We start from the raw sequence: 24008 nt of genomic DNA on the forward strand, positions 1-24008 counted from the left end.
GGCCTGGGCAGTCTACGTGTGCGTAGTGGCGAGTCGGGGTGTCGTACTCAACGTGAGAGGTGTTGATGGTGATACCACGAGCTTTTTCTTCTGGCGCGTTATCGATCTGGTCGAATGCACGAGCAGAACCACCGTAGGTTTTAGCCAGAACGGTAGTGATTGCAGCGGTCAGGGTAGTTTTACCATGGTCAACGTGGCCGATAGTACCAACGTTGACGTGCGGTTTTGTACGTTCAAATTTTTCTTTAGACACGGCTATATTCCTTACTATAGTGCTCTCCCCTATGGAGAGAGCACGGGACTTAGGTTTTAATCCTGTGGATTACTTACCACGGGCTTCAATAACGGCCTGAGCAACGTTGTTAGGCGCATCATCATACTTCAGGAATTCCATGGTGTATGATGCACGACCTTTGGTCAGAGAACGCAGCTGAGTTGCATATCCGAACATTTCAGACAGCGGAACTTCAGCGTGGATCTTAACGCCAGTTACTTCGGATTCCTGACCACGCAGCATACCGCGACGACGGCTCAAGTCACCGATAACGTCACCGGTGTTCTCTTCAGGAGTTTCTACTTCAACCTTCATGATTGGCTCAAGCAGAACTGGTTTTGCTTTCTTAAAGCCTTCTTTAAAGGCAATAGACGCAGCCAGTTTAAACGCCAGTTCAGAGGAGTCAACGTCGTGGTAAGAACCGAAGTGCAGACGGATACCCATGTCAACAACCGGATAGCCAGCCAGAGGGCCCGCTTTCAGCTGTTCCTGGATGCCTTTATCAACGGCTGGGATGTATTCGCCAGGAATTACACCACCTTTGATGTCGTTGATGAACTCGTAACCTTTCGGGTTAGAGCCCGGCTCCAGTGGGTACATGTCGATCACAACGTGACCGTACTGACCGCGACCACCAGACTGCTTAGCGTGTTTACCTTCAACATCGGTAACTTTCGCGCGAATCGCTTCGCGGTAAGCAACCTGAGGTTTACCCACGTTCGCTTCAACGTTGAATTCACGCTTCATACGGTCAACGATGATGTCCAGGTGCAGTTCACCCATACCAGCGATGATGGTCTGGTTAGATTCTTCATCAGTCCATACGCGGAATGATGGGTCTTCTTTCGCCAGACGGCCCAGAGCCAGACCCATTTTTTCCTGGTCAGCTTTGGTTTTTGGTTCAACCGCGATGGAGATTACCGGCTCAGGGAATTCCATACGCTCCAGAATGATCGGGTGATCCGGGTCACACAGGGTGTCACCGGTGGTCACGTCTTTCAGACCGATAGCTGCAGCGATGTCGCCCGCACGAACTTCTTTGATCTCTTCACGTTTGTTAGCGTGCATCTGTACGATACGGCCAAAACGTTCACGCGCCGCTTTCACGGAGTTCAGGATGGTGTCACCGGAGTTAACCACACCAGAGTAAACGCGGAAGAAGGTCAGGTTACCCACGAATGGGTCGGTAGCAATTTTGAACGCCAGTGCAGAGAACGGCTCGTCATCACTTGCGTGACGCTCAGCCGGAGTATCTTTACCGTCGTCCAGGATGCCGTTGATCGCAGGAACGTCAACCGGGGATGGCAGGTAGTCAACTACCGCATCCAGCATCGCCTGAACACCTTTGTTCTTGAACGCAGAACCACAGGTTACCAGGATGATTTCGTTGTTCAGAACGCGCTGACGCAGAGCTTTTTTGATCTCTTCTTCAGACAGTTCTTCACCACCCAGGTATTTCTCCATCAGCTCTTCAGAAGCTTCAGCAGCGGATTCGATCAGGTTCTGGTGCCATTCGTCAGCCAGGTCCTGCATCTCAGCCGGGATATCTTCGTATTCGAAGGTAACGCCCTGGTCTGCATCGTTCCAGTTGATGGCTTTCATTTTCACCAGGTCGATAACGCCGGTGAAGCCTTCTTCAGCACCAATTGCCAGCTGCAGCGGAACAGGGTTCGCGCCCAGACGGGTTTTGATCTGGCCAACAACTTTCAGGAAGTTAGCACCCATACGGTCCATTTTGTTAACGAACGCGATGCGTGGAACTTTATATTTGTTCGCCTGACGCCATACGGTTTCAGACTGTGGCTGAACACCACCAACTGCGCAATAAACCATTACCGCGCCGTCAAGAACACGCATGGAACGTTCTACTTCGATGGTGAAGTCAACGTGGCCCGGGGTGTCGATGATGTTTACGCGATGCGGTTCGTACTGCTTAGCCATACCTGACCAGAATGCAGTAGTCGCTGCGGAGGTGATGGTAATACCACGCTCCTGCTCCTGTTCCATCCAGTCCATGGTGGCTGCGCCGTCATGAACTTCACCGATTTTATGGTTTACACCGGTGTAGAACAGAATACGTTCGGTAGTAGTGGTCTTACCGGCGTCGATGTGCGCACTGATACCGATGTTACGGTAGCGTGCGATGGGTGTTGTACGAGCCATTTGATTCCTCGTTTGTTTCTTTAGGCGTTCAGTTAAGTTACCCAGAGCGGGCGGCTTCTCTGAAGCGCCCGCCTGGTGACTAATACTCCGAAGGGATTACCAACGGTAGTGTGCGAACGCCTTGTTGGCTTCTGCCATACGGTGAACGTCTTCACGTTTCTTAACTGCAGTACCTTTGTTTTCTGCAGCATCAGAAAGTTCGTTCGCCAGACGCAGAGCCATGGATTTATCACCGCGTTTACGAGCAGCTTCAACGATCCAACGCATTGCCAGGGCATTACGACGAACCGGACGAACTTCAACTGGAACCTGATAAGTAGAACCACCAACGCGGCGGGACTTAACTTCTACAGTTGGGCGAACGTTGTCGAGAGCGACTTCGAAAGCTTCCAGTTCATTTTTACCAGAACGCTGAGCCAGGGTCTCCAGCGCGCTGTATACGATTGCTTCTGCAGTAGATTTTTTACCATCTACCATCAGGATATTTACAAATTTTGCCAGCAGTTCTGATCCGAACTTCGGATCTGGAAGAATTTTACGCTGACCAATGACGCGACGACGTGGCATGGGAATACTCCGTTGTTAATTCAGGATTGTCCAAAACTCTACGAGTTTAGTTTGACATTAAGATAAATCAGTTTGGCCTTACTTAACGGAGAACCATTAAGCCTTAGGACGCTTCACGCCGTACTTGGAGCGAGCCTGCTTACGGTCTTTAACACCTGAGCAGTCCAGCGCACCACGAACGGTGTGGTAACGAACACCCGGAAGGTCTTTAACACGACCGCCACGGATCAGGATCACGGAGTGCTCCTGCAGGTTGTGACCTTCACCACCGATGTAGGAAGTCACTTCGAAACCGTTAGTCAAACGCACACGGCATACTTTACGCAGTGCGGAGTTTGGTTTTTTAGGAGTGGTGGTATATACACGAGTACATACGCCACGTTTCTGCGGGCAGGCTTCCAGCGCAGGCACGTTGCTTTTTGCAACTTTGCGTGCACGTGGTTTGCGTACCAGCTGGTTAACTGTTGCCATTAAATAGCTCCTGGTTTTAGCTTTTGCTTCGTAAACACGTAATAAAACGACCTCATACAATATGAGGACGCGAAATTTTAGGGCTACGTCGAAAAGGTGTCAAGAAATATACAGCGATCTCAAATCACCAGTTCATTTGACTGGCGTGCGTCACAGTAAGATTGACGAAATCAGTATAGCCAACCACGTCAATTTTGGCTGAAATTTGACCAGAAAGACCCCGCGCATCCAGATCGTCCTTCAGCGCAGAGACAGTTATGGGGGCATTCGTGAGAATTTCAACGAAACGGCCGCCTTCAAGCGCAGCGAGCACGCCATCCTGAATCAGCAGCAGATCGTCACCTTCGCGCAGCATGCTCAACAGCGTGTCGATATCACATTGCCATGGTGAATGGCTGAGAATATGGAGCATGGAAGCCTCAGAAAGTCAGAATGGTGTCGTAGTGGGATAGTTGTTCACGCAGTGCTGCGGCAGGTAAGGTCGTCACATCCAGCACAAAAGGCGTCTTATCGCTTAAACCGCGCGCCGTTAAAGAGTCGGCACAGACATAGCAGGTTTCAATATCGTAAAGCGGCAGCACTTTGAAGGTGGCGATATAGTCGCGCGCCAGGATGGCCTGCGGCTGTTGGCCCGCCAGAAGCTGAAGCACGCCGTCCCCCAGAAAGAAGACGCCGATATCTTCTGTTAATGCCGATGTCGCGAGCAGCGCATCCAGTCCTTCACGGCCAGAGGCGTTGCCGTGCGGCGCAGAAGTAAAAACAAATGCCACACGCTTCATCAGAATTGCACCACTCTGTCGCAGGTTAACGCCGCCTGAGCCAATGCGCCCAGACCACTCAATGAAAAACCAGGCTGCAGGTTAGCGCCCGATAACCCCAGACGTTCGGCTTCGGCTGCATCCGTCACGCCGCGACGCAGCGCCGCCGCCACGCAGATATGCAGTTCTACGCCCTGCTTTTCATTTAACGTCTGCCAGGCGCGGACCAGGTCAAACTCGTCGCTCGCCGGCGACGTAAACTGGTTCGCGTTATGCACCCCTTCCCGATAGAAAAAGACGCTCGCCAGTTCGTGTCCGGCCGCCAGCAGCGCATGCGCAAACTGCAGCGCGCTGCTGGCCTGCTGAGTTCCATACGCCGGGCCCGTCACCATTAGCGCAAAACGCATTACTTATCCTGCCCCACGAAATCGCCGCTTTTGAACTGACGGATGTAGAGGTAAACCGTATGCTTGGAGATGTTCAGACGATCGGCCACCTGGTTGATGGCATCTTTAATGTCGAAAATCCCTTTCTCGTAGAGATTAAGTACGATCTGGCGATTCTTGGCGTTGTTCGATACGTTGCGGTCGGCATTGACCTCTTCAATGGTGAACTCAAGCGTCTGCGTGACGAGATCTTCAACGGAGGAGGCAAAGTTAACAGAAGAGCCAACGTCTGGCGTTTCTGGTGGAATAAAGGTGCTCATGATCTGCGAGAATGGCACATCAAGGTTCATGTTGATGCACAGCAGTCCAATCACACGATGCTCGCGGTTTCGAATCGCGATGGTTTCTGATTTCATCAGCACGCCGCTTTTGGCGCGGGTGAAATAACATTTTGAGACGCTGCTGTCCGCGCCGGTCATGTCATGCAACATACGCAATGCAAGGTCGGTAATTGGCGAACCAATTTTACGGCCGGTATGCTCACCATTAGCAATGCGGATGGCGGAACACTTCAGATCTTGCAGGGAGTGCAATACGATTTCGCAGTGGGAACCAATGAGCATCGCTAACCCGTCCACTACCGCTTCATAGGATTTCAGAATATCGAAGTCGGTCTGGTCAAAAGGACGTTGATCCAGCAAATCAAGTTCACTGGTTTCGTTGGTTAAAAGCGACCTGGACATGAAAAAAACACTCCTTTTCAGGAGCCTGTCGTTAGGTTTTCAGGGCAGGCTCATTATCTACACGGACAACTAAATTAATACAGCGTGCCTAACGCTTTCCAGTGTTAATTATATCTGCCCCACAATAAAAAAACCGCCGCCTTAAAAGGCGGCGGTTTGCATCACATTACTTCTTAGCGTCTGTCGCAGCTTTCTGATCTGCCTGCGCTTCCGGTTTCGCATCCGCTTTCGGCGCTGGTTTGATGTCCAGCAGCTCTACGTCGAAGACCAGCGTGGAGTTAGCCGGGATACCCGGAACGCCAGTTTTGCCATAGGCCAGATCCGGTGGGATAACCAGCTTGATTTTGCCGCCTTTCTTGATGTTTTTCAGGCCTTCAGTCCAGCCAGGGATTACACCGTCAAGACGGAAGGAAAGAGGTTCACCACGGGTGTAAGAGTTGTCGAACTCTTTACCGTCGATCAGCGTACCTTTGTAGTTCACTACAACAGTGTCGCTGTCTTTAGGCGCATCACCGGTACCTTCTTTCTCAACTTTGTACACCAGGCCAGTAGAGGAGGTTTTCACACCCTTCTCTTTAGCAAAGGTATCGCGGTAGGCTTTGCCTTTCGCTTCGTTGTCTTTAGCGTCCGCTTCCATCTTGGTCTGAGCGGCACCCTTCACGCGCGCTTCGAACGCCTGCAGAGTCTGTTCGATTTCCTGGTCAGAAAGTTTGCTCTTATCAGCAAAGGCGTCCTGAACACCCGCGATCAGCTGGGCTTTATCCAGTTTGATGCCCAATTTCTCTTGTTCTTTCAGAGAGTTTTCCATGTAGCGGCCCAGAGATGCGCCCAGTGCGTAGGCGGATTTCTGGTCGTCATTTTTGAACGCCGCTTTGCTGTCTGCAGTGGCAGCAGGCTTCGCAGCAGTATCAGCAGCGAATGACAGCGGCGCGTTCAGTGCAACAGCCATCGTCGTCGCCAGCAGCGTTACTTTAAACAGTGATTTCATCCATATCTCCAGGGCCTGGGGACTCTCACCCCAGCGTTAAACGTAAATGAGTGACGTACTATAAAACGTTGCGGAAGAAATCTACAGACAGACACTTCCAATTCTCGCCACTTTTCAGACTATTTTTGTTTAAATAAGTTTCTTGCCAACGGGATAGAGACTGCACTTCAGGATAAACTCAGTTAAACTGCGCCGCCGCTGGGCCAATATGGCGTATCAGATATAAACGAGGTGAATGATGAAGGACACAACGATAGAAGCGAGAATGGCTGAGCTGGAAAGCCGCCTGGCTTTTCAGGACATCACCATCGAAGAGCTTAACCAGACCGTGACCGCGCACGAACTCGAAATGGCGAAACTGCGGGATCATATGCGCCTGCTGACGGAAAAACTGAAGGCGACGCAGCCGTCAAACATTGCCTCACAGTCAGAAGAGACGCCACCACCTCATTATTGAGGCGTAAAAAAAGCGGGATTATCCCGCTTTTTTATTTTCCGCATGACGGAATTAGTGGCAACCGCAGCCGCCGTTGCCGCAACCACCTTTACCGTGGCCGTGGTCATGACCATGGTCGTGGCCGTGACCACCGCAGCAGCCGTCGTGGCCGTGATCGTGATCGTGGTCGTGACCGTGCGCACCGTGAACGTGGCCATGAGCCAGCTCTTCTTCGGTCGCTTCACGGATCGCAACAACTTCTACGTTGAACTTCAGGTTCTGGCCAGCCAGCATGTGGTTGCCGTCAACCACAACGTGGTCGTCTTCAACTTCAGTGATTTCAACAGGAACCGGACCCTGGTCAGTTTCAGCCAGGAAGCGCATGCCAACCTGCAGCTCGTCAACGCCCATGAATACGTCTTTAGGAACACGCTGAACCAGGTTGTCGTCATACTGACCGTAAGCGTCGTTCGCGCCTACAGCAACGTCGAATTTATCGCCAACTTCATGACCTTCCAGCGCAGTTTCCAGGCCGGAAATCAGGGAACCGTGACCATGCAGGTAGTCCAGCGGCGCACTCACCGGAGACTCATCAACCAACACACCGTCTTCTGTACGTACCTGATAGGCCAGGCTGACCACCAGGTCTTTTGCTACTTTCATGATATCTCCTGAGCGTGGGAAAATTGCTGGCGCAGATTGTAGCGGAAATCTGCACCCGTGTACCCTTAAGCTTAAAAAAACTCAGAGCATATCGCTAGTCTGGATGAAAAATGCCGATGACTTGCTCTTCTTTGCGAACGTGATCGCGTGCTTCTTTGTCGGCCTCACGCATCTGGTGACCGCACTTAACACACTCAACTATATCAATATTATTTTCGCGCCACATGGCCAGCGTATCTTGAGCCTGGCAAGACGGGCACTTTGCACCCGCGATAAAGCGTTTACGTACAGCCATCTTTCGTTACCCTTTATTCAAATTCATCCCAGCCGTCGAGCTGGCGTCGTTCCTGTTGCATCTCTCGCTGGAAGATCTCCTCCAGCTCGCGCCGCGCTTCCCGCACGCGGGAGATCTGCGCCGTATCGGTGTGTACCGGCATCAGCTCGCGCAGCATTCGCATATCCAGCCGGCGGAAGTGCATCTGGGCGCGCTGCGCCTGGTGAGGATGCATCCCCAGGGAGATTAACGCCTTGCGCCCCAACTCCAGCGCGCTGGAGAACGTTTCGCGGGAGAAGTGTTTCACACCTGCCTGCAACAATTCGTGAGCTTCAACACGTCCCCGGGCACGCGCCAGAATATGCAGGTGCGGGAAGTGCTGCTGACACAGCTCCACCAGCTTCATCGTGTCTTCCGGATCGTTGCAGGTGATGACGATGGACTCCGCGGCTTCCGCCCCGGCCGAGCGCAGAAGCTCAAGCTGGGTGGCATCGCCGTAATAGACCTTGTAGCCATATTTGCGCATCAGGTTGACCGCGCTGATATCGCGCTCCAGCACCGTAATGCGCATTTTGTTCGCCATCAACAGGCGGCCAATCACCTGCCCGAAGCGGCCGAAGCCCACGACGATCACCTGCGGCTTATCGTCTTCCACCCACGGCGCTTCATCTTCATCATCTGCCGGATTCAGGCGGCGCGACAGGAGTTTATCCACCATCTTCATCAGCAGCGGCGTGGTCATCATCGACAGCGTGACCGTCACCAGCAGCAGCGCCATCTGGTCATCTTTAAACAGCTTCTGGGAGGAGGCGGTGGAGAACAGCACAAACGCAAACTCGCCTCCCTGGCTCAACACGCTGGCAAACTGCATACGTTCCGAACTGCGCAACCCGTAGATACGCGCCATGACGTACAGCACCAGCGTTTTCACCGCCACCAGGATCGCAACACTCACCACAACCCAGAGCAGATGGGTATAAAGCACGCCAAGATTGAGCGCCATTCCCACCGAAATAAAGAACAGGCCTAACAGCAGCCCTTTGAAGGGATCGATAGCAATTTCCAGCTCGTGCCGATATTCACTCTCCGCCAGCAGCACGCCGGCAATAAAGGTGCCCAGCGCCATCGACAGCCCCAGCGCGTCCATAAACAGCGCCGAGCCGAGCACCAGCAGCAGCGTCGCGGCGGTAAACACCTCGCGCACGCCCGAGGCGGCAATAAAGCGAAACACCGGACGTAACAGGAAACGTCCGCCAATCAGCATGCCCGCGAAGGCCAGCACCTTCATGGAAATTTTTGCCCAGTCGAAGTGATCGTCGCCCGAGCCCGCCAGCAGCGGCACCAGCGCCAGCGCCGGGATCACCGCTAAATCCTGGAACAGCAGTACCGAAAAGCCCAGCTGTCCGGCCTCATTGCGGTTCATCCCCTTGTCGCGCATCAGCTGCAGCGCCATCGCCGTCGACGACATTGCGAGACCAATCCCACCAATCACAGCCGCCTGCCAGGAAAAGTTGGTCAGCATTAACAGACCTGCCAGAATCGCGGCGCTAAACAGCACCTGCGCGGCGCCCACGCCAAAGATAGAGCGTCGAAGCTGCCACAGCTTCGAGGGGTTCAGTTCGAGGCCGATGATGAACATCAGAAACACCACGCCGAGCTCCGAGAAGTGGAGAATTTCATTCACGTCGCTGATGAAACCCAGTCCCCATGGGCCAATGGCAATCCCCGCGAGCAAATACCCCAGCACCGCCCCGATGCCGATACGGGCGGCAAGCGGCACCGCGACAACGGCGGCAAATAAAAACAGCACCCCGGCGAGGAGCAAATTCGATCCTTCCATTAACGACCTCCTGCCGGAATCGGTGATGCCAGCCATTCACCATAGGCTCTGGCGTGGCTTGCCAGCTCTTTCGGATCCTGACGCCGTGCCCAGTAAACGATAATCGGGCTCATCCAGTGCATGCGGCACATGGCCGCCGTCAGCTCGAAAGGCCGCAGGATGTCGCTCATCGGATAGCGGTTCAGCCCGTCGTGACGGTAAGCGCTTTCGGGTTCACCGGTGGTAATCACGCTGCGCCAGTACTTTCCCGCCAGCTGGTTGCCCCCCACCCCGCTGGAAAAGCCCCGGCTCAGCACGCGGTCCAGCCACTCTTTGAGCAGTGCCGGGCAGCTATAGGTATAAAGCGGATGCTGGAAAACGATAACGTCATGCTGACGCAGCAGTTCCTGCTCGTAAGGAATATCAATAAAGAAATCAGGATAGTGCGCGTAGAGATCGTGCACCGTTACGTTACTGAGCTGCGTGGCCGGCTTAAGCAGCACCCGGTTCGCCACCGAGTCCTGAGATTCCGGATGGGCATACAGCAGCAGCACCTTTGCTGTCTGAGACATCATTCCCCTCCCGGTCTTGTTTCTGTTTTTGTGTATCGTCGTTGTTTTGGGCTACCATGGCGGCCCGGTGCGGAAAATGGCCCACACCTTACATTATCATAATGACAAATTAACATAGTCGGAACATACGGCGCTTCTATGATTGTTTTCTCCTCGTTACAAATTCGTCGCGGCGTGCGCGTCCTGCTGGATAACGCCACTGCTACCATCAACCCGGGCCAAAAAGTGGGCCTGGTCGGCAAAAATGGCTGCGGTAAATCCACCCTGCTGGCGCTGCTGAAAAACGAGATTAGCGCGGATGGCGGTAACTTTACCTTCCCGGGGAACTGGCAGCTTGCGTGGGTAAATCAGGAGACGCCAGCCCTGAGCGAACCGGCGCTCGACTATGTTATCGACGGCGATCGCGAATACCGCAAGCTCGAAGCGGAGCTCAACGCGGCCAACGAGCGCAACGACGGTCACGCCATCGCTACCGTTCACGGTAAGCTGGACGCCATCGACGCGTGGACCATTCGCTCCCGCGCCTCCAGCCTGCTGCACGGCCTGGGCTTCAGTAATGAACAGCTTGAACGCCCGGTCAGCGATTTCTCCGGCGGCTGGCGCATGCGCCTCAACCTGGCGCAGGCGCTGATCTGCCGCTCTGACCTGCTCCTGCTCGATGAACCGACCAACCACCTCGATCTCGATGCGGTTATTTGGCTGGAGAAGTGGCTCAAGAGCTATCAGGGCACTCTGATTCTCATCTCCCACGACCGCGACTTCCTCGACCCGGTGGTGGATAAAATCATTCATATCGAACAGCAAACCATGTTCGAGTACACCGGCAACTACAGCTCCTTCGAGCGCCAGCGCGCGACGCGCCTTGCACAGCAGCAGTCCATGTACGAAAGCCAGCAGCAGCGCGTGGCGCACCTGCAGAGCTTCGTGGATCGCTTCAAGGCCAAGGCGTCAAAAGCCAAGCAGGCCCAGAGCCGCATCAAGATGCTGGAACGCATGGAGATGATTGCCCCGGCACACGTGGATAACCCGTTCCACTTCAGCTTCCGCGCGCCGGAAAGCCTGCCGAACCCGCTTCTGAAAATGGAAAAGGTCAGCGCTGGCTATGGGGATCGCATCATCCTCGACTCCATCAAGCTTAACCTGGTGCCGGGTTCGCGCATTGGCCTGCTGGGGCGCAACGGCGCCGGTAAATCGACGCTAATCAAGCTGCTGGCGGGCGAGCTTAACCCAATCAGCGGTGAAATCGGCCTGGCGAAGGGTATCAAGCTGGGCTATTTCGCCCAGCATCAGCTGGAATTTTTACGCGCTGATGAGTCGCCTATTCAGCACCTCGCGCGTCTTGCACCGCAGGAAATGGAGCAAAAGCTGCGCGACTATCTCGGCGGCTTCGGCTTCCAGGGCGATAAGGTGACTGAAAACACCGAGCGTTTCTCCGGCGGCGAAAAGGCCCGTCTGGTGCTGGCGCTGATCGTCTGGCAGCGCCCTAACCTGCTGCTGCTCGATGAACCGACCAACCACCTGGATCTCGACATGCGCCAGGCGCTGACCGAAGCGCTAATTGAGTTCGAAGGCGCGCTGGTGGTGGTTTCGCACGACCGTCACCTGATACGCTCCACCACGGACGATCTCTACCTGGTGCACGGCGGTAAAGTCGAACCGTTCGACGGCGACCTGGAAGACTACCAGCAGTGGCTGACGGACGTACAGAAACAGGAAAACCAGCCTGAAGAGTCAGCCAAAGACAACGCCAACAGCGCGCAGTCGCGTAAAGACCAGAAGCGTCGCGAAGCGGAACTGCGCACCCAGACCCAGCCGCTGCGTAAAGAGATTGCCCGTCTTGAAAAAGAGATGGAAAAGCTCAACGCCACGCTTGCCGCCGTTGAAGAGAAGCTCGGCGATAGCGGTCTGTACGATCAGAGCCGTAAAGCCGAACTGACCGACTGCCTGCAAACCCAGGCGAAGACCAAATCCAGCCTCGAAGCGTGTGAGATGGCCTGGCTGGACGCCCAGGAACAGCTGGAAGCGATGCTGCAGGCAGACTAACACGCCGGGAGGGTTATGGGTTTCGATACCACGAGCGAAATTACATTCCGCAAGCTCAGCATCTTCATGACGTTTATGGAGAAGGGCAATATCGCGCGTACCGCCGAAACGCTGGGGCTGAGCGGCGTCAGCGTACACCGGGCGCTGCATACCCTGGAAGAGAATGTCCGCTGCCCCCTCTTTACCCACAAAGGGCGTAACCTGGTTGCCCTTCCCTCGGCGTGGACGCTGCTGGAGTATTGCCAGGAAGTTATGCAGGTGATGGAGCGCGGGCTGGAAGAATCCCGCAAGGTCGCCGGCATCGGTCAGGGCCGGTTACGCGTCGGCACGCTCTACTCGCTGACGCTGGAAACCGTGCCGCGCCTGATAATGGGCATGAAGCTGCGTCGCCCGGATCTGGAGATGGATCTGACCATGGGCTCCAACGATACGTTGCTGCACATGCTCGATGACGGTACGCTGGACGCGATCCTCATCTCGATTTCCGAAAGCGACATCGACCGCAACAGCCTTGAAGTCCTGCCCCTGTTTCATGATGACATTTTCCTGGCCGCTCCGGCCTCTGCCACGCTGAATACCGGCGGGCTGGCGGATTTACGCGACTACAAAGATCAGAAATTTGTCTCACTGGCAGAAGGGTTCGCCACCTATGCGGGGTTCCAGGAAGCATTTCATATCGCCGGATTTGAACCGGAAATTGTCACCCGCGTGAATGACATTTTCTCAATGCTAAGCCTGGTTCAGGCTGGCGTGGGCTTTACGCTGATGCCGGGCAGGATGAAGAAGGTGTATGAAAATTCCGTGCAGCTGTTAAAGCTGGCACAGCCGTACCAGATGCAGCAGCTGATCGCGATTGTCTTTGCCCGCAACCGCGAGCAGGATCCGAGCCTGCGGGCATTAGCCGCCGAGGGGCGGATGTATGCGCGCAGCCTGCAGGAGGATGCCTGACGTAGCGCCACCGGGCTAAAAATTCACGCACGAAGCCTTCCTGCCAGATGCACCGCCACGTCCACGCCGCTGCGCTCCAGCGAAATTGTCTCCCCTTCCCACGCCGCCTGGCGCGTCAGACAGGTCAGTACGCCGCCGGGCGGCATCTCGATCGCCAGCCGGGCGTCACGCTCGTTCGCGGCAATCACTGCCTCCTGCCAGCGCACGGTGCGCGCCATATTCATTGCCAGATCGTCAGCGATTTTTTCCGGCTGCCAGAGCACGCGGCCGGTACTGCCGCTCAGGTACGCACAGCGTGGACGAGCCAGCGTGACGGACTCAAACGCCGCCGCCAGCTTTTGTGCCGGTTCCGCCAGCAGTTCACAGTGGGACGGCACGCTGACAGCCAGCCTTTGCGCTTTGCTCGCACCTTTTTCCAGGGCGCGTTTTGCCACCAGTGCCATCCCTTCATCGGATCCGGCAATGACGATCTGCGTTTCGGCATTCAGGTTTGCAATATACGTTCCGCTACCCTCGACTAGCTGTTCCACCTGCGGCAGGGTTAAGCCCATGATGGCCGTCAGGCCGTAACCGTGCGGCCAGGCCTGTTCCATCAGGTCGCCGCGCAGCGCCACAAGCTTAAGCGCGTCCGTAAATTCCAGCGCCCCTGCCACCACCGCTGCGGGGTAAGCGCCAATCGATAAACCGCTGACGATGTCAGGTGACACGCCACGTCGCTCCAGCTCGTGCGCCCAGGCGACACCAGCGATGAGCAGAGAAAGCTGAACCGCACGGGTGTGGGTTAACGAGGCGGCACTGTCCAGCGTGTCAACTTCGACGCCCAGCACCTCACGCGCCTGAGCCAGTTCCGTTCCCGGCAGGTTTTGCAGCATACCTTCATGCTGCGTGCCTTGACCCGGAAAGGTAAACAGTATTTTCATCACTCCTCCCTGCGCCATGGATCTGCCACCAGGCGTGGCCCACGGCGGGTTTTCAGCAGCGTTTTACCGTCGCGCAGCCACTCCGCCAGCGCGAATCCGCCTTCAGGCGTATCCACCTGCGTATCAGCCCGGCACAGCGCACCATTCAACTGCGACTGCCAGGCGGCAAACGCGTCAGGTGATATCGGCTGCGGGGCGCGGATCAGCAGATCGAGATCGCTGTCGGCATGGATCACCGGAATGCCGGTCGCCAGCGCGTAGCCGGTACTGCCGGTGATGCCCCACGTCCACGGCCACGACTGCTGCGCAAGCTGCAGCGCCACCTGAACCGGTGGCTGGGTGACAAACGGCGAACGCAGCAGATCGGCGGTGACGCACAGGTCTTCAGGAGACACCACGCGGCGTACGTTTTCCGTCTTCACCCATCCGGCCGCCCGCTGGTCGCGGCGCAGTCCGCGCACGCCAACGGGGATTCGGCCATCGTTATCAACATCACGCCGCACCACCACCGGCAGGCCGGTATGCCAGGCGGCATCCACCCAGGATTCTATAATCCCTTCCAGCGCGTCACGCGAGGTAAGCCAGATGAGGTCGTGGGGGCGTAATGTTGTGGTCATGATTACATTCCTGAAGTCAGCGAAATAAACAGCGGCAGCGACAGGATACACAGTACGGAGCTTAACAGCAGTACCGCTTCTGCATCCGGCGACTGCACGCCAAAGCGGTTACCGAACACCACGCCGAAGAAGCCCGCAGAAAGCGCAATCATCAGGATGGCGGTGATCGCCACGGAGCCATGCAGACCGAAGATCAAAACGATACCCCAGGCAATGGCTGGTTGGATCAGCAGTTTGGCAATGGTCGAGGTAATCACCATGGTGTTGATCTGCAGCTTACGGGCAGAGAGGATCACCCCGGTCAGGAACAGCGCCGCAGCGGTGGCGGACAGCCCCAACGGTTTAATCGCAGCGAGGACCAGCTCCGGCATTTTGATGCCGATGGCGGATAAAATCACACCCAGCAGCGGCCCCATCACGATCGGTTTTTTAATCGAACGCCACATCAGCACCGGCAGCATAGAGAGGGTTGAGCCGGAGGTATTGCCCTCAGCGCGCGCTTTTTCCCGCTCCAGAATCAGCAGACAGAACGGCGTCATCAGCACGGAACCGCAGGCAATAGAGACCGCTACGGACAGAGACGTGGAAGATCCCTCACCCAGCACGCTGCCCAGAATCGGCAGACCAAGCGCCGCATAGTTTGGCAGCGCGACGGTGAGCGTCAGCACGGCCGCATCCTGCGAGGATTTTTTAAAGACTTTCGTCGCGAGGAAGTAGATAGCCGCATAGGTGATCCACATCGCCAGGGTCAGCACCAGGATCAGCGGCGACTGCGCCACGATGCCGGTCCACGGGGTTTGCACGGTCGCGCTGAACAGCGCGGCAGGCAGCGCAAAATCCATGACGAAGATATTGAGCAGGGAAACATTTTTGTTATCGACCATCTTTGCCTTACCGGCCCAGAATCCCAGCAGCATGATGACGAAAATCGGTGCGAGAGCATGAACAATTACGTAAGTCATAAATCACCTGTGATTAAAAAGAAGTAGCACTGGCGCGATGATTATTATTTTCAGGATGCAGGTTCCCGCACGGGCATAACGGATATGCCCGTGAGGTTGTGCATCTGGCAGGTCTCTTTTTACTTACCAGCTGGCGCGCATACGTTCGCGTACGAGCGCCGAGCTGCGGCGATTGTCAGCACCCAGACGGCTTTTTAGCGTCGGGTCCTGGCGAGCGTCACTGATGGCCTGTTGCAGGGTGGTTTTCACCAGCGTCAGGTCGCTTTCGGATGGGGCATCCGGGTTGCTGATATCCAGCAGGCTGGAGAGCAGCCCCAGCGTGGCGTAGTTGTTAATGTCATACGCCATAGGCGGAATAGTGGCAGCCAGTTTTTCCAGCGCCTCCACGCTGCGCAGGGTGATCCGCGCGGCAGACTCTTTCCCCATGGCGTGGATTAGCACGCCTTTATCGTTAAAGGCAATCAGACGGTTGGCCTGGTAGCCATGCGCCAGAAACGCGCCGGACATGGCTTTACCAACAATCAGGCCAATCACCGGATGACCCGCCAGGCGCGCGTTGGCGTAGGCGGCCGCGGCTCCCGCCAGCGCCTGGTGGATACCAAACGCCTCTTCGCGACGGCCATAGGCCTGGCTTGGGACGTCGATCACCGCCACAATCGGGCGCTTAACGGTTTTATCAGCATCTGCCGCGACGGTTTCGCTGACCACTTTTGCCAGCGTCCAGCCTTCGAGCAGGCCGACTTCCCCTTTCGCCGCGCGCGGGAAGTGGTTGTTGGCATCCGGCACTACGGCGATAAAACGCACCGTTTCACCGTTCAGCTCACCGTCTGCCGCCTGCACGGACGGGCACAGCCCCTCAATACGTTTGGCGTTCGGCGCGAGGGTTTCCAGCCAGCGTTCGCCACGGCTCATTGCGTTATTCATCATTTCACCTCCCGGGCAAAAAGCGCGTTAATCTGTTCGGCATCGGCCTGTTTGCGGGTGTCGAAATTGGTCAGACGGTTCAGGTAATCGTCATAGTTATCGGTGCGATGCTTCGCCGGTACGCCTTTGGCGATGGCCTCGTTCATCGCGGCTTTCACCGCTTTAACGCCGTCGCCGACCAGCGCGTCCACCAGCCCGCTCTGATAACGCACCTCGCCGCCGGTCATGCTCCAGATAAACGGACGGTCGCGGGAATCGTACTCGTCAATGCCCGCTTCCTGCTCAATTACCTGAGGGCCGTTTAGCCCCAGACGCGCTTCGCGGGTCACAATCAGGTAGCTACACAGCGCTGCCGCAATGGACATCCCGCCGAAGCAGCCCACGGTTCCGGCCACGATCCCGATAACGGGCGTGTAGCGACGCAGGTCAACGATCGCCGCGTGGATATCGGCAATCGCCGCCAGGCCGAGGTTGGCTTCCTGCAGGCGTACGCCGCCGGTTTCGAGACACAGCACCGCCTGAGTCGGAATGCCGTTGCGGTTATCTTCCGCCGCCAGCTCAAGCGCCGCCGCCATTTTCGCGCCGGAAACCTCGCCCATGCTGCCGCCCTGGAACGCGCCTTCAATTGCCACGACTACCGCAGGCTGGCCGTTGATGGTCCCTTTCGCGACCACCATGCCGTCATCGGCCTGAGGAACAATGCCCTGTGGCCCCAACCACGGAGAGATAATGCCTTCAAAAGGATCCAGCAGTTCGCGGTAGCTGCCCTCGTCGAGCAGCGCCTGCGCACGCTGGCGCGCTTTTAATTCGATAAAGCTGCTGTCATCACGCATGGCTCACCCCTTCAAAAACCTGTTCGATACGAATGCGCGCCACGCCCGGCGTCGCGCCAAAGTCGTGGATGGTCAGTTTGCCTGCGGGCAGGCTGCTGACGGTCTCCAGGCGGCTGAACAACGCCTCCCAGCGCCCACGGCTGTTGTCGACTGAAGTAGTGATATCAATGGTTAGCGTCTGTCCCGGTTCGGCGGTGAAGAGCACCTCCATATCCCCGGATCCAACTACCCCTGCCAGCGCCCGGCCGCTTAACGTGCGGCTGGCTGGCATGGTCAATGTGATTTTTTCCATAACATCCTCTTAATGCTTTGAATAGGGCGTTTCGACACGGTCAAGAAACAGCGTGGCGGCAAGCAGGTCGGCGGCGCCGCCCGGTGAGGCATTGAGCGTCAGCATCTGGCGATCTAACCGCGCCAGCGCCTGCTGCCCCGCGAGCGTTGCGCATCCTCCGGCGTTCAGTACCGCCCGGGCGCCGTTCTGCATGGCGTCCAGCCCCTCCATTCCGGCGCGCGATAGCACGCAGGTATCGGTGAGCGAGGTCATGATTGCCATCAGCGCGTCGAGTCTGGCGTTCGTTTCGCTGCTGCCGTTGAGACGGCTGAGGCGAAGCTGCGGCAGCGCGCGCTGCATAACGTGCGGAAACGCCTGCTGAGCCTCTTCCCGTGCGCCCGGCACGCGGTAGCGGTGCGTGGCGCGTAACCCCTTACTGAACACCTTCGGCGCCGCGTCGTCCGGGAGTTTCGCCAGCTGCGCGGCGGTGTTAGCGACGGTTTGCGCGCGGGCGTCGCCGCCCAGCATCGCCACCGCGCTCACCAGCAGCCCCAGCGCCCAGATTGCGCCACGGTGCGTATTCACGCCGTCGGTGGCGATCATCATCTGCCGTTCGCCTTCGCGGCCAAGGCGGCCAACGGTTTGCCTGAGGGCAATATCCGCCGGACGCCGCCAGCTCTGCTGCGCCAGCGCCTGAAAGGTGGAGGTCAGGCTGTGCGCGGAGCGCTCCATCAACGCAAGGGATAAATCGTGGTGCGCGCCGTTTCCCCGGCTGTCCACCAGACCGGGTTTCGGGCTTAAACGCGCTTCGTCAATCAGACACTGCGTGGCGGTTCGCGCCAGCCATTCGGCACCGCCTTCAACCTGAATCTGGGGCAGAAGTGTCATTACCAGCTCCGGAATTTCGCAGGTGGGTTGTAGAGACCACCGGACCACTCAACGAGGTCAGCCACGCTGCCCGCCGCCAGCAGAGAGCGGGTGGCATCGGTACGGCGAATCCCCATGTCTTCCGGGTACACGACCTTGCCGCTCTGGCGCAGTTCCGCCACGCGTCTGGCGTCCACGCCCAGACCGATATCGGTAATACCCGCCACGGCCGCGACCATAGCACGACGCTCTTCCAGATCTTTTGCCCGGTAAAGGTAGGCAATACCCTCTTCCGTCAGCACGTGGGTGACGTCATCGCCGTAAATCATCACCGGTGCCAGCGGCATGCCGGAGGCTTTCGCCACGTCTACGGCATCGAGTTTTTCCACGAAGGTCGGCTTCACGCCTGCCTGGAAAGTTTCCACCATCTGCACGACCAGCTTTTTACCGCGCTGCATCGGGTCTGGTTCGGTGATCATATTCAGCCAGGCCGGGGTGGCGTGGCGACGACCGTGTGGGTCATGGCCCATGTTCGGCGCGCCGCCGAAGCCGGAGAGGCGACCGCGAGTCACCGTTGAGGAGTTGGCGTAACCATCCACCTGCAGGGTTGAGCCGATAAACATATCCACGGCGTACTGGCCCGCCAGCTGGCAGAAGGCGCGGTTGGAGCGCATGGAGCCGTCAGCACCGGTGAAGAACACGTCCGGACGGGCGCGGATGTACTCTTCCATCCCCAGCTCGCCGCCGAAGCAGTGCACGCTCTCCACCCAGCCACTTTCAATCGCCGGGATCAGCGTCGGGTGCGGGTTCAACGTCCAGTGTTTACAGATTTTGCCCTTCAGGCCGAGCTGTTCGCCGTAGGTGGGCAGCAGCAGCTCGATTGCCGCGGTGTTAAAACCAATGCCATGGTTCAGGGACTGCACCTGATGTTCAGCGTAGATGCCTTTGATGGCCATCATCGCCATCAGGATGTGTTCCTGTTTGATCAGGCGCGGGTCGCGGGTAAACAGCGGTTCGATAAAGAACGGCTTGTCGGCCACCACCACGTAGTCAATCCAGGAGCCTGGGATATCGACGCGCGGCAGGTCGCACTCGTCGTCCACCAGCTCGTTTACCTGTGCGATGACGATCCCATCGTGGAACGCGGCGGCCTCTACCAGCGCCGGGGTATCTTCGGTGCTCGCCCCGGTGTAGAGATTGCCTTTACGGTCTGCTTTAAACCCGGCAATCAGCGCCACGTTTGGTGAAAGGTCGACGTAGAGACGTGAATACAGTTCGATATAGGTATGAATGGCGCCGATTTCGAGTTGACCATCCTCCAGCAGCTGGGAGATTCGCAGGCTCTGCGTGCCGGAGAAGGAGAAGTCCAGCTTACGGGCAATGCCCTTCTCAAAGATATCCAGATGTTCACTGCGGCCAACGCTTGGCATGATCATGTGCAGGTCATGCACGATTTGCGGGTTCACTTCGGCCAGCGAGCGGGAAAGAAAATCCGCCTGCTTCTGGTTGTTGCCTTCCAGAACGACCTTATCGCCTGGTGCGATCAGTTTTTCCAGCATGGCGACAAGGTCGCCGGTTGGCAGAACCTTGCCCTGCACCGGTACGGAAGCCAGACGACGCGCTTTTTCGCTGCGTCGGGTGTTCCATTGCCGGGTGGGTATTTGCCCAGATAACATTATTAACCTCCTGATTCAGCACATCATTTTGATTTGCTTAACGCTGAGTAAAGTCTGCACCCTGGCGGAAAAGGCATCAATTAAGCGTAGAGAGGAATCATTAGCCTGAGAGTAATAATCAAGGTAAATATTTGTGATCGGGATCAGTTCATGGTTCGGAAAACCAGGCTAAACGGGGTACAATTCGGAAGGTATAGTAAATTTCTGACAAGAATCAGCATCGCCCTTATGACCCAAATCATTCCCTCAGACTTCGACTTTGCGGCCGAAGACAGCACCGAGTTCGTGCCCATGCGCGGCGTGGCTAACCCCCACCTGCAAACCATGCTGCCGCGCCTGATTCGCCGCAAGGTGCAGTTCACTCCGCACTGGCAGCGGCTGGATTTGCCGGACGGTGATTTTCTGGATCTCGCCTGGAGCGAAGATCCCGAACAGGCGCGCCATAAACCCCGCCTGGTGGTGTTTCACGGTCTGGAAGGCAGTCTGCACAGCCCCTATGCACATGGGTTAATCCAGGCGGCAAAAGCGCGCGGCTGGCTCGGCGTGGTGATGCACTTTCGAGGATGCAGCGGTGAGCCGAATCGCCAGAAACGCATCTATCACTCGGGTGAAACCGAAGATGGCACCTGGTTCTTGCACTGGCTGCGGGATAATTTCGGCACCGTGCCGACGGCGGCGGTGGGCTATTCGCTCGGCGGAAATATGCTGGCCTGCCTGCTGGCCAAAGAGGGCGACAGCGTACCGCTGAATGCCGCCGTCATTGTCTCCGCACCGTTTATGCTGGAGCAGTGCAGCTACCACATGGAAAAAGGCTTTTCTCGCGTCTATCAGCGCTATCTGCTCAACCTGCTGAAAGCCAACGCGGCGCGCAAGCTGAAGGCCTATCCGGATACCCTGCCGGTAAGCCTGCGCCAGCTGAAAAAGGTGCGCCGCATCCGCGAGTTTGACGATCTGATCACCGCCAAAATTCACGGCTTCGCCGATGCTATCGACTATTACCGACAGTGCAGCGCTATGCCGCTGCTCAGCAAAATCACGCAGCCGACGCTGATTATTCACGCTAAAGATGACCCGTTCATGGATCATCATTCTATTCCCGCACAGGAATTCCTGCCTGACAACGTTCACTACCAGCTGACCGAACATGGCGGCCACGTGGGTTTCATCGGCGGCACGCTGCGCAGGCCGAAAATGTGGCTGGAAGCGCGAATTCCTGACTGGCTTACTCCTTATCTGGACGGTGCAAAATGATCATTCCCTGGCAGGATCTGGCTCCCGAAACGCTCGATAATCTGATTGAAAGCTTTGTATTACGCGAAGGCACCGATTATGGTGAACATGAGCGTTCGCTTGAGCAAAAGGTCAACGATGTAAAACGCCAGCTGAAAAGCGGCGACGTGGTGCTGGTGTGGTCAGAACTGCATGAGACGGTCAATATCATGCCCCGCAACGCGTTTCACGGCTGATCTTCCAACCTTTTCAGTCAGGGAGTTGCTATGTCTGCCAGACATCCCATTATTGCCGTTACGGGCTCGAGTGGTGCGGGAACCACCACCACCAGCCTCGCTTTTCGCAAGATTTTCGCCCAGCTGAATCTCCGTTCGGCGGAGGTCGAAGGCGACAGCTTTCACCGCTATACGCGGCCTGAGATGGACATGGCGATCCGCAAGGCGCGCGATCTGGGTAAACACATCAGCTACTTCGGCCCGGAAGCCAATGATTTCGGCCTTCTGGAGCAAACCTTCCGCGAATACGGGCAGAGCGGTACCGGGCAGTCCCGCAAATATCTGCACACCTACGATGAAGCCGTACCGTGGAACCAGGTGCCGGGCACCTTTACCCCCTGGCAACCGCTGCCGGAACCCACCGACGTGCTGTTTTATGAAGGACTGCACGGCGGCGTGGTCACGCCTCAGCACGACGTGGCGCGCCATGTGGATCTGCTGGTCGGTGTGGTGCCGATCGTTAACCTGGAGTGGATCCAGAAGCTGACGCGTGACATGAGCGAGCGCGGCCATTCGCGCGAGGCGGTGATGGACTCGGTAGTGCGCTCCATGGAAGACTACATCAATTACCTCACGCCGCAGTTCTCCCGAACCCACATTAACTTCCAGCGCGTGCCGACGGTGGACACCTCCAATCCGTTCGCGGCGAAAAGCATCCCGTCGCTGGATGAGAGCTTTGTGGTGATCCACTTCCGCAATCTTGACGGCATTGATTACCCCTGGCTGCTGGCGATGCTGCAGGGCTCATTTATTTCGCACATGAATACGTTAGTGGTGCCGGGCGGAAAAATGGGGCTGGCGATGGAGCTCATCATGACGCCGCTGGTTCAGCGACTGATGGAAGGGAAGCAGATTCCGTAAACATGTTCCCTCTCCCCGTGGGAGAGGGTTAGGATGAGGGCATCAACACGCACGATGCCCCATGAATCACGCCTCGATCACTTCATACGAATGGGTGATTTTTACCGCTTTCTCCAGCATTAACGCCACAGAGCAGTATTTCTCGGCAGAGAGATCCACCGCGCGTGAAACCGCCGCGTCTTTCAGCGCTTTCCCGGTAACAACAAAGTGCAGATTAATGTGGGTGAACAGGCGCGGCGCCTCTTCGCGACGTTCTGAGGTGAGTTTAACCTCGCAATCCGTCACGTCATGACGACCTTTTTGCAGAATCGACACCACGTCGATCGCGCTGCATCCACCTGCCGCCATCAGCACCATTTCCATTGGGCTCGGCGCTTTATCGCCGGAGTTACCATCCATCAAAATCTGGTGTCCTGACGCGGACTCGCCCAGGAACGTTAAACCTTCAACCCACTTCACGCGCGCTTGCATATTCATTAACTCCAACGTTGCATTTTTGGTGACAGATTACGCGTGCGTTACATTTCTCGCAATGGAAGGCGACCTGCATCATGCTGAAGCGAGACACCAGGAGACACGCGGCGAAAGCTATGCTAAAACACTCAGGATGCTACAGTAATACATTGACGTTACACATGTATGCAGAGGACATCAAACTTTACTGGCTGCGAAACGTTACGACAGCCGACTTCCCAGGGTATGGGTAAGAATTCGATTGCAACCCCAGAGTCCGGATGCATCTGATGACTCTGGTGACAGCTTATAACAGAGGATAACAGCGCATGGTGCTTGGCAAACCGCAAACAGACCCGACTCTCGAATGGTTCTTGTCTCATTGCCACATTCATAAGTACCCATCGAAGAGCACGCTGATTCACCAGGGTGAAAAAGCGGAAACGTTGTATTACATCGTCAAAGGCTCGGTGGCAGTGCTGATCAAAGATGAGGAAGGCAAAGAGATGATCCTTTCTTATCTGAACCAGGGCGATTTTATCGGTGAACTGGGCCTGTTTGAAGAAGGCCAGGAACGTAGCGCCTGGGTTCGTGCAAAGACAGCATGTGAAGTGGCTGAAATTTCTTATAAGAAATTCCGTCAACTGATTCAGGTAAACCCTGACATCCTGATGCGTCTTTCTTCCCAGATGGCGCGCCGTCTGCAGGTGACGTCAGAGAAAGTGGGTAACCTCGCCTTCCTGGACGTGACCGGCCGCATCGCGCAGACCCTGCTGAACCTGGCGAAACAGCCAGACGCGATGACCCACCCGGACGGCATGCAAATTAAAATTACCCGTCAGGAAATTGGTCAGATCGTCGGTTGCTCCCGCGAAACCGTGGGCCGTATCCTGAAAATGCTGGAAGATCAAAACCTGATCTCCGCCCACGGTAAAACCATCGTGGTTTACGGAACCCGTTAATCCTGCTCAAACGGCGTGCCATCGCGAGGTGTCACGCCGTTTTTGTCTCTTT

29 protein-coding genes are annotated in these 24008 nt (G+C 56.5%); 7 read left to right on the forward strand and 22 right to left on the reverse strand.

The genetic code is table 11. From position 1 onward, the window contains the following. The 9 genes from OSH03_RS17855 to fkpA form a co-directional block, all read right to left on the reverse strand. A partial coding sequence (locus OSH03_RS17855) for a GTP-binding protein (RefSeq protein ID WP_032983140.1) occupies window positions 1–253 on the reverse strand: 253 nt, incomplete at its 3' end. Between the two features lie 69 nt (window positions 254–322). After that, window positions 323–2437, reverse strand: coding sequence for an elongation factor G (gene fusA / locus OSH03_RS17860; RefSeq protein ID WP_028014637.1), 2115 nt, complete (start codon window positions 2435–2437; stop codon window positions 323–325). A gap of 96 nt (window positions 2438–2533) precedes the next feature. Further along, window positions 2534–3004, reverse strand: coding sequence for a 30S ribosomal protein S7 (gene rpsG, locus OSH03_RS17865; protein ID WP_003861706.1), 471 nt, complete (start codon window positions 3002–3004; stop codon window positions 2534–2536). 96 nt (window positions 3005–3100) lie between these two features. Beyond that, complete coding sequence (gene rpsL / locus OSH03_RS17870) at window positions 3101–3475, reverse strand: 30S ribosomal protein S12 (protein WP_000246815.1); 375 nt, start codon at window positions 3473–3475, stop codon at window positions 3101–3103. Window positions 3476–3599: 124 nt separating this feature from the next. Then, on the reverse strand, window positions 3600–3887 hold the full coding sequence (gene tusB, locus OSH03_RS17875; RefSeq protein ID WP_041911943.1) for a sulfurtransferase complex subunit TusB: 288 nt from the start codon (window positions 3885–3887) through the stop codon (window positions 3600–3602). Between the two features lie 7 nt (window positions 3888–3894). Continuing rightward, window positions 3895–4254, reverse strand: a complete 360-nt coding sequence (gene tusC / locus OSH03_RS17880) for a sulfurtransferase complex subunit TusC (protein ID WP_266179723.1) — start codon at window positions 4252–4254, stop codon at window positions 3895–3897. Beyond that, complete coding sequence (gene tusD / locus OSH03_RS17885; protein ID WP_266179724.1) at window positions 4254–4640, reverse strand: sulfurtransferase complex subunit TusD; 387 nt, start codon at window positions 4638–4640, stop codon at window positions 4254–4256. Before tusD ends, tusC begins: the two co-directional genes overlap by 1 nt. Beyond that, the gene (locus tag OSH03_RS17890; protein ID WP_014885489.1) at window positions 4640–5362 is read right to left on the reverse strand and encodes a helix-turn-helix transcriptional regulator; all 723 of its coding nucleotides are present in this window, start codon (window positions 5360–5362) and stop codon (window positions 4640–4642) included. Before OSH03_RS17890 ends, tusD begins: the two co-directional genes overlap by 1 nt. 166 nt (window positions 5363–5528) lie before the next feature. Further along, window positions 5529–6350: an FKBP-type peptidyl-prolyl cis-trans isomerase gene (gene fkpA / locus OSH03_RS17895; RefSeq protein WP_023331457.1), complete on the reverse strand. Its 822-nt coding sequence runs from the start codon at window positions 6348–6350 to the stop codon at window positions 5529–5531. Window positions 6351–6588: 238 nt separating this feature from the next. On the opposite strand from fkpA, the gene OSH03_RS17900 reads away from it, so the two are divergent. Further along, complete coding sequence (locus tag OSH03_RS17900) at window positions 6589–6807, forward strand: protein SlyX (protein WP_008503009.1); 219 nt, start codon at window positions 6589–6591, stop codon at window positions 6805–6807. Between the two features lie 51 nt (window positions 6808–6858). On the opposite strand, the gene slyD is transcribed toward OSH03_RS17900, so the two are convergent. From slyD to kefG, 4 genes are all read right to left on the reverse strand, one after another. Then, window positions 6859–7449, reverse strand: a complete 591-nt coding sequence (gene slyD / locus OSH03_RS17905; protein ID WP_003861691.1) for a peptidylprolyl isomerase — start codon at window positions 7447–7449, stop codon at window positions 6859–6861. A 94-nt stretch (window positions 7450–7543) separates the two neighbouring features. Continuing rightward, window positions 7544–7744, reverse strand: a complete 201-nt coding sequence (locus tag OSH03_RS17910; protein WP_003861689.1) for a YheV family putative zinc ribbon protein — start codon at window positions 7742–7744, stop codon at window positions 7544–7546. Between the two features lie 13 nt (window positions 7745–7757). Next, complete coding sequence (gene kefB / locus OSH03_RS17915) at window positions 7758–9563, reverse strand: glutathione-regulated potassium-efflux system protein KefB (protein ID WP_266179725.1); 1806 nt, start codon at window positions 9561–9563, stop codon at window positions 7758–7760. Beyond that, complete coding sequence (gene kefG / locus OSH03_RS17920) at window positions 9563–10114, reverse strand: glutathione-regulated potassium-efflux system ancillary protein KefG (RefSeq protein ID WP_014885493.1); 552 nt, start codon at window positions 10112–10114, stop codon at window positions 9563–9565. The genes kefB and kefG overlap by 1 nt, the downstream gene beginning before the upstream one ends. A 138-nt stretch (window positions 10115–10252) precedes the next feature. Here kefG and OSH03_RS17925 point away from each other — a divergent pair, with 138 nt between their 5' ends. Together OSH03_RS17925 and OSH03_RS17930 are read left to right on the forward strand one after the other, a co-directional pair. Beyond that, window positions 10253–12157, forward strand: coding sequence for an ABC transporter ATP-binding protein (locus OSH03_RS17925; protein ID WP_061096898.1), 1905 nt, complete (start codon window positions 10253–10255; stop codon window positions 12155–12157). A gap of 15 nt (window positions 12158–12172) precedes the next feature. After that, entirely contained in the window at window positions 12173–13105 is a 933-nt protein-coding gene (locus OSH03_RS17930) for a LysR substrate-binding domain-containing protein (protein WP_061096897.1), read from the forward strand. Window positions 13106–13128: 23 nt separating this feature from the next. Here OSH03_RS17930 and mdcH read toward each other — a convergent pair whose 3' ends face one another. The 8 genes from mdcH to mdcA all read right to left on the reverse strand — a co-directional run bounded on the left by mdcH (window position 13129) and on the right by mdcA (window position 20175). Continuing rightward, window positions 13129–14025 (reverse strand): malonate decarboxylase subunit epsilon, encoded by an 897-nt coding sequence (mdcH, locus tag OSH03_RS17935; protein WP_061096896.1) that lies wholly within the window; start codon window positions 14023–14025, stop codon window positions 13129–13131. After that, window positions 14025–14642, reverse strand: coding sequence for a malonate decarboxylase holo-ACP synthase (locus tag OSH03_RS17940; protein WP_061096895.1), 618 nt, complete (start codon window positions 14640–14642; stop codon window positions 14025–14027). Before OSH03_RS17940 ends, mdcH begins: the two co-directional genes overlap by 1 nt. 2 nt (window positions 14643–14644) lie before the next feature. After that, entirely contained in the window at window positions 14645–15604 is a 960-nt protein-coding gene (locus tag OSH03_RS17945) for an AEC family transporter (protein WP_266179726.1), read from the reverse strand. Window positions 15605–15727: 123 nt separating this feature from the next. Continuing rightward, window positions 15728–16528 carry a biotin-independent malonate decarboxylase subunit gamma gene (gene mdcE, locus OSH03_RS17950; RefSeq protein ID WP_266179794.1) on the reverse strand — a complete coding sequence of 267 codons (801 nt, stop codon included), beginning with the start codon at window positions 16526–16528 and terminating at the stop codon, window positions 15728–15730. Further along, entirely contained in the window at window positions 16528–17361 is an 834-nt protein-coding gene (locus OSH03_RS17955) for a biotin-independent malonate decarboxylase subunit beta (protein WP_266179727.1), read from the reverse strand. The genes mdcE and OSH03_RS17955 overlap by 1 nt, the downstream gene beginning before the upstream one ends. Beyond that, a complete protein-coding gene (mdcC, locus tag OSH03_RS17960; RefSeq protein WP_029882152.1) occupies window positions 17354–17653 on the reverse strand; it encodes a malonate decarboxylase acyl carrier protein in 300 nt (99 codons plus the stop codon). Before mdcC ends, OSH03_RS17955 begins: the two co-directional genes overlap by 8 nt. A gap of 9 nt (window positions 17654–17662) precedes the next feature. Then, on the reverse strand, window positions 17663–18520 hold the full coding sequence (locus tag OSH03_RS17965) for a triphosphoribosyl-dephospho-CoA synthase (protein WP_266179728.1): 858 nt from the start codon (window positions 18518–18520) through the stop codon (window positions 17663–17665). Beyond that, window positions 18520–20175, reverse strand: coding sequence for a malonate decarboxylase subunit alpha (gene mdcA / locus OSH03_RS17970; RefSeq protein ID WP_013099050.1), 1656 nt, complete (start codon window positions 20173–20175; stop codon window positions 18520–18522). Before mdcA ends, OSH03_RS17965 begins: the two co-directional genes overlap by 1 nt. 228 nt (window positions 20176–20403) lie before the next feature. On the opposite strand from mdcA, the gene OSH03_RS17975 reads away from it, so the two are divergent. From OSH03_RS17975 to OSH03_RS17985, 3 genes are read left to right on the forward strand one after another with little or no spacing between them, the layout of a single operon-like run. Further along, on the forward strand, window positions 20404–21426 hold the full coding sequence (locus OSH03_RS17975; RefSeq protein WP_266179729.1) for a hydrolase: 1023 nt from the start codon (window positions 20404–20406) through the stop codon (window positions 21424–21426). Continuing rightward, window positions 21423–21641 (forward strand): YheU family protein, encoded by a 219-nt coding sequence (locus OSH03_RS17980; protein WP_013099053.1) that lies wholly within the window; start codon window positions 21423–21425, stop codon window positions 21639–21641. The genes OSH03_RS17975 and OSH03_RS17980 overlap by 4 nt, the downstream gene beginning before the upstream one ends. A gap of 30 nt (window positions 21642–21671) precedes the next feature. Further along, window positions 21672–22541 carry a phosphoribulokinase gene (locus OSH03_RS17985; protein WP_253543376.1) on the forward strand — a complete coding sequence of 290 codons (870 nt, stop codon included), beginning with the start codon at window positions 21672–21674 and terminating at the stop codon, window positions 22539–22541. 66 nt (window positions 22542–22607) lie between these two features. Here the strand turns inward: OSH03_RS17985 and OSH03_RS17990 are convergent, their stop codons facing one another. Further along, window positions 22608–23012 (reverse strand): OsmC family protein, encoded by a 405-nt coding sequence (locus tag OSH03_RS17990; RefSeq protein ID WP_014885509.1) that lies wholly within the window; start codon window positions 23010–23012, stop codon window positions 22608–22610. 311 nt (window positions 23013–23323) lie between these two features. On the opposite strand from OSH03_RS17990, the gene crp reads away from it, so the two are divergent. Beyond that, entirely contained in the window at window positions 23324–23956 is a 633-nt protein-coding gene (crp, locus tag OSH03_RS17995; RefSeq protein WP_000242758.1) for a cAMP-activated global transcriptional regulator CRP, read from the forward strand. Window positions 23957–24008 lie beyond the last annotated feature (52 nt).

The sequence above is a fragment of the Enterobacter nematophilus genome, assembly GCF_026344075.1.
Taxonomy (GTDB): domain Bacteria; phylum Pseudomonadota; class Gammaproteobacteria; order Enterobacterales; family Enterobacteriaceae; genus Enterobacter; species Enterobacter nematophilus.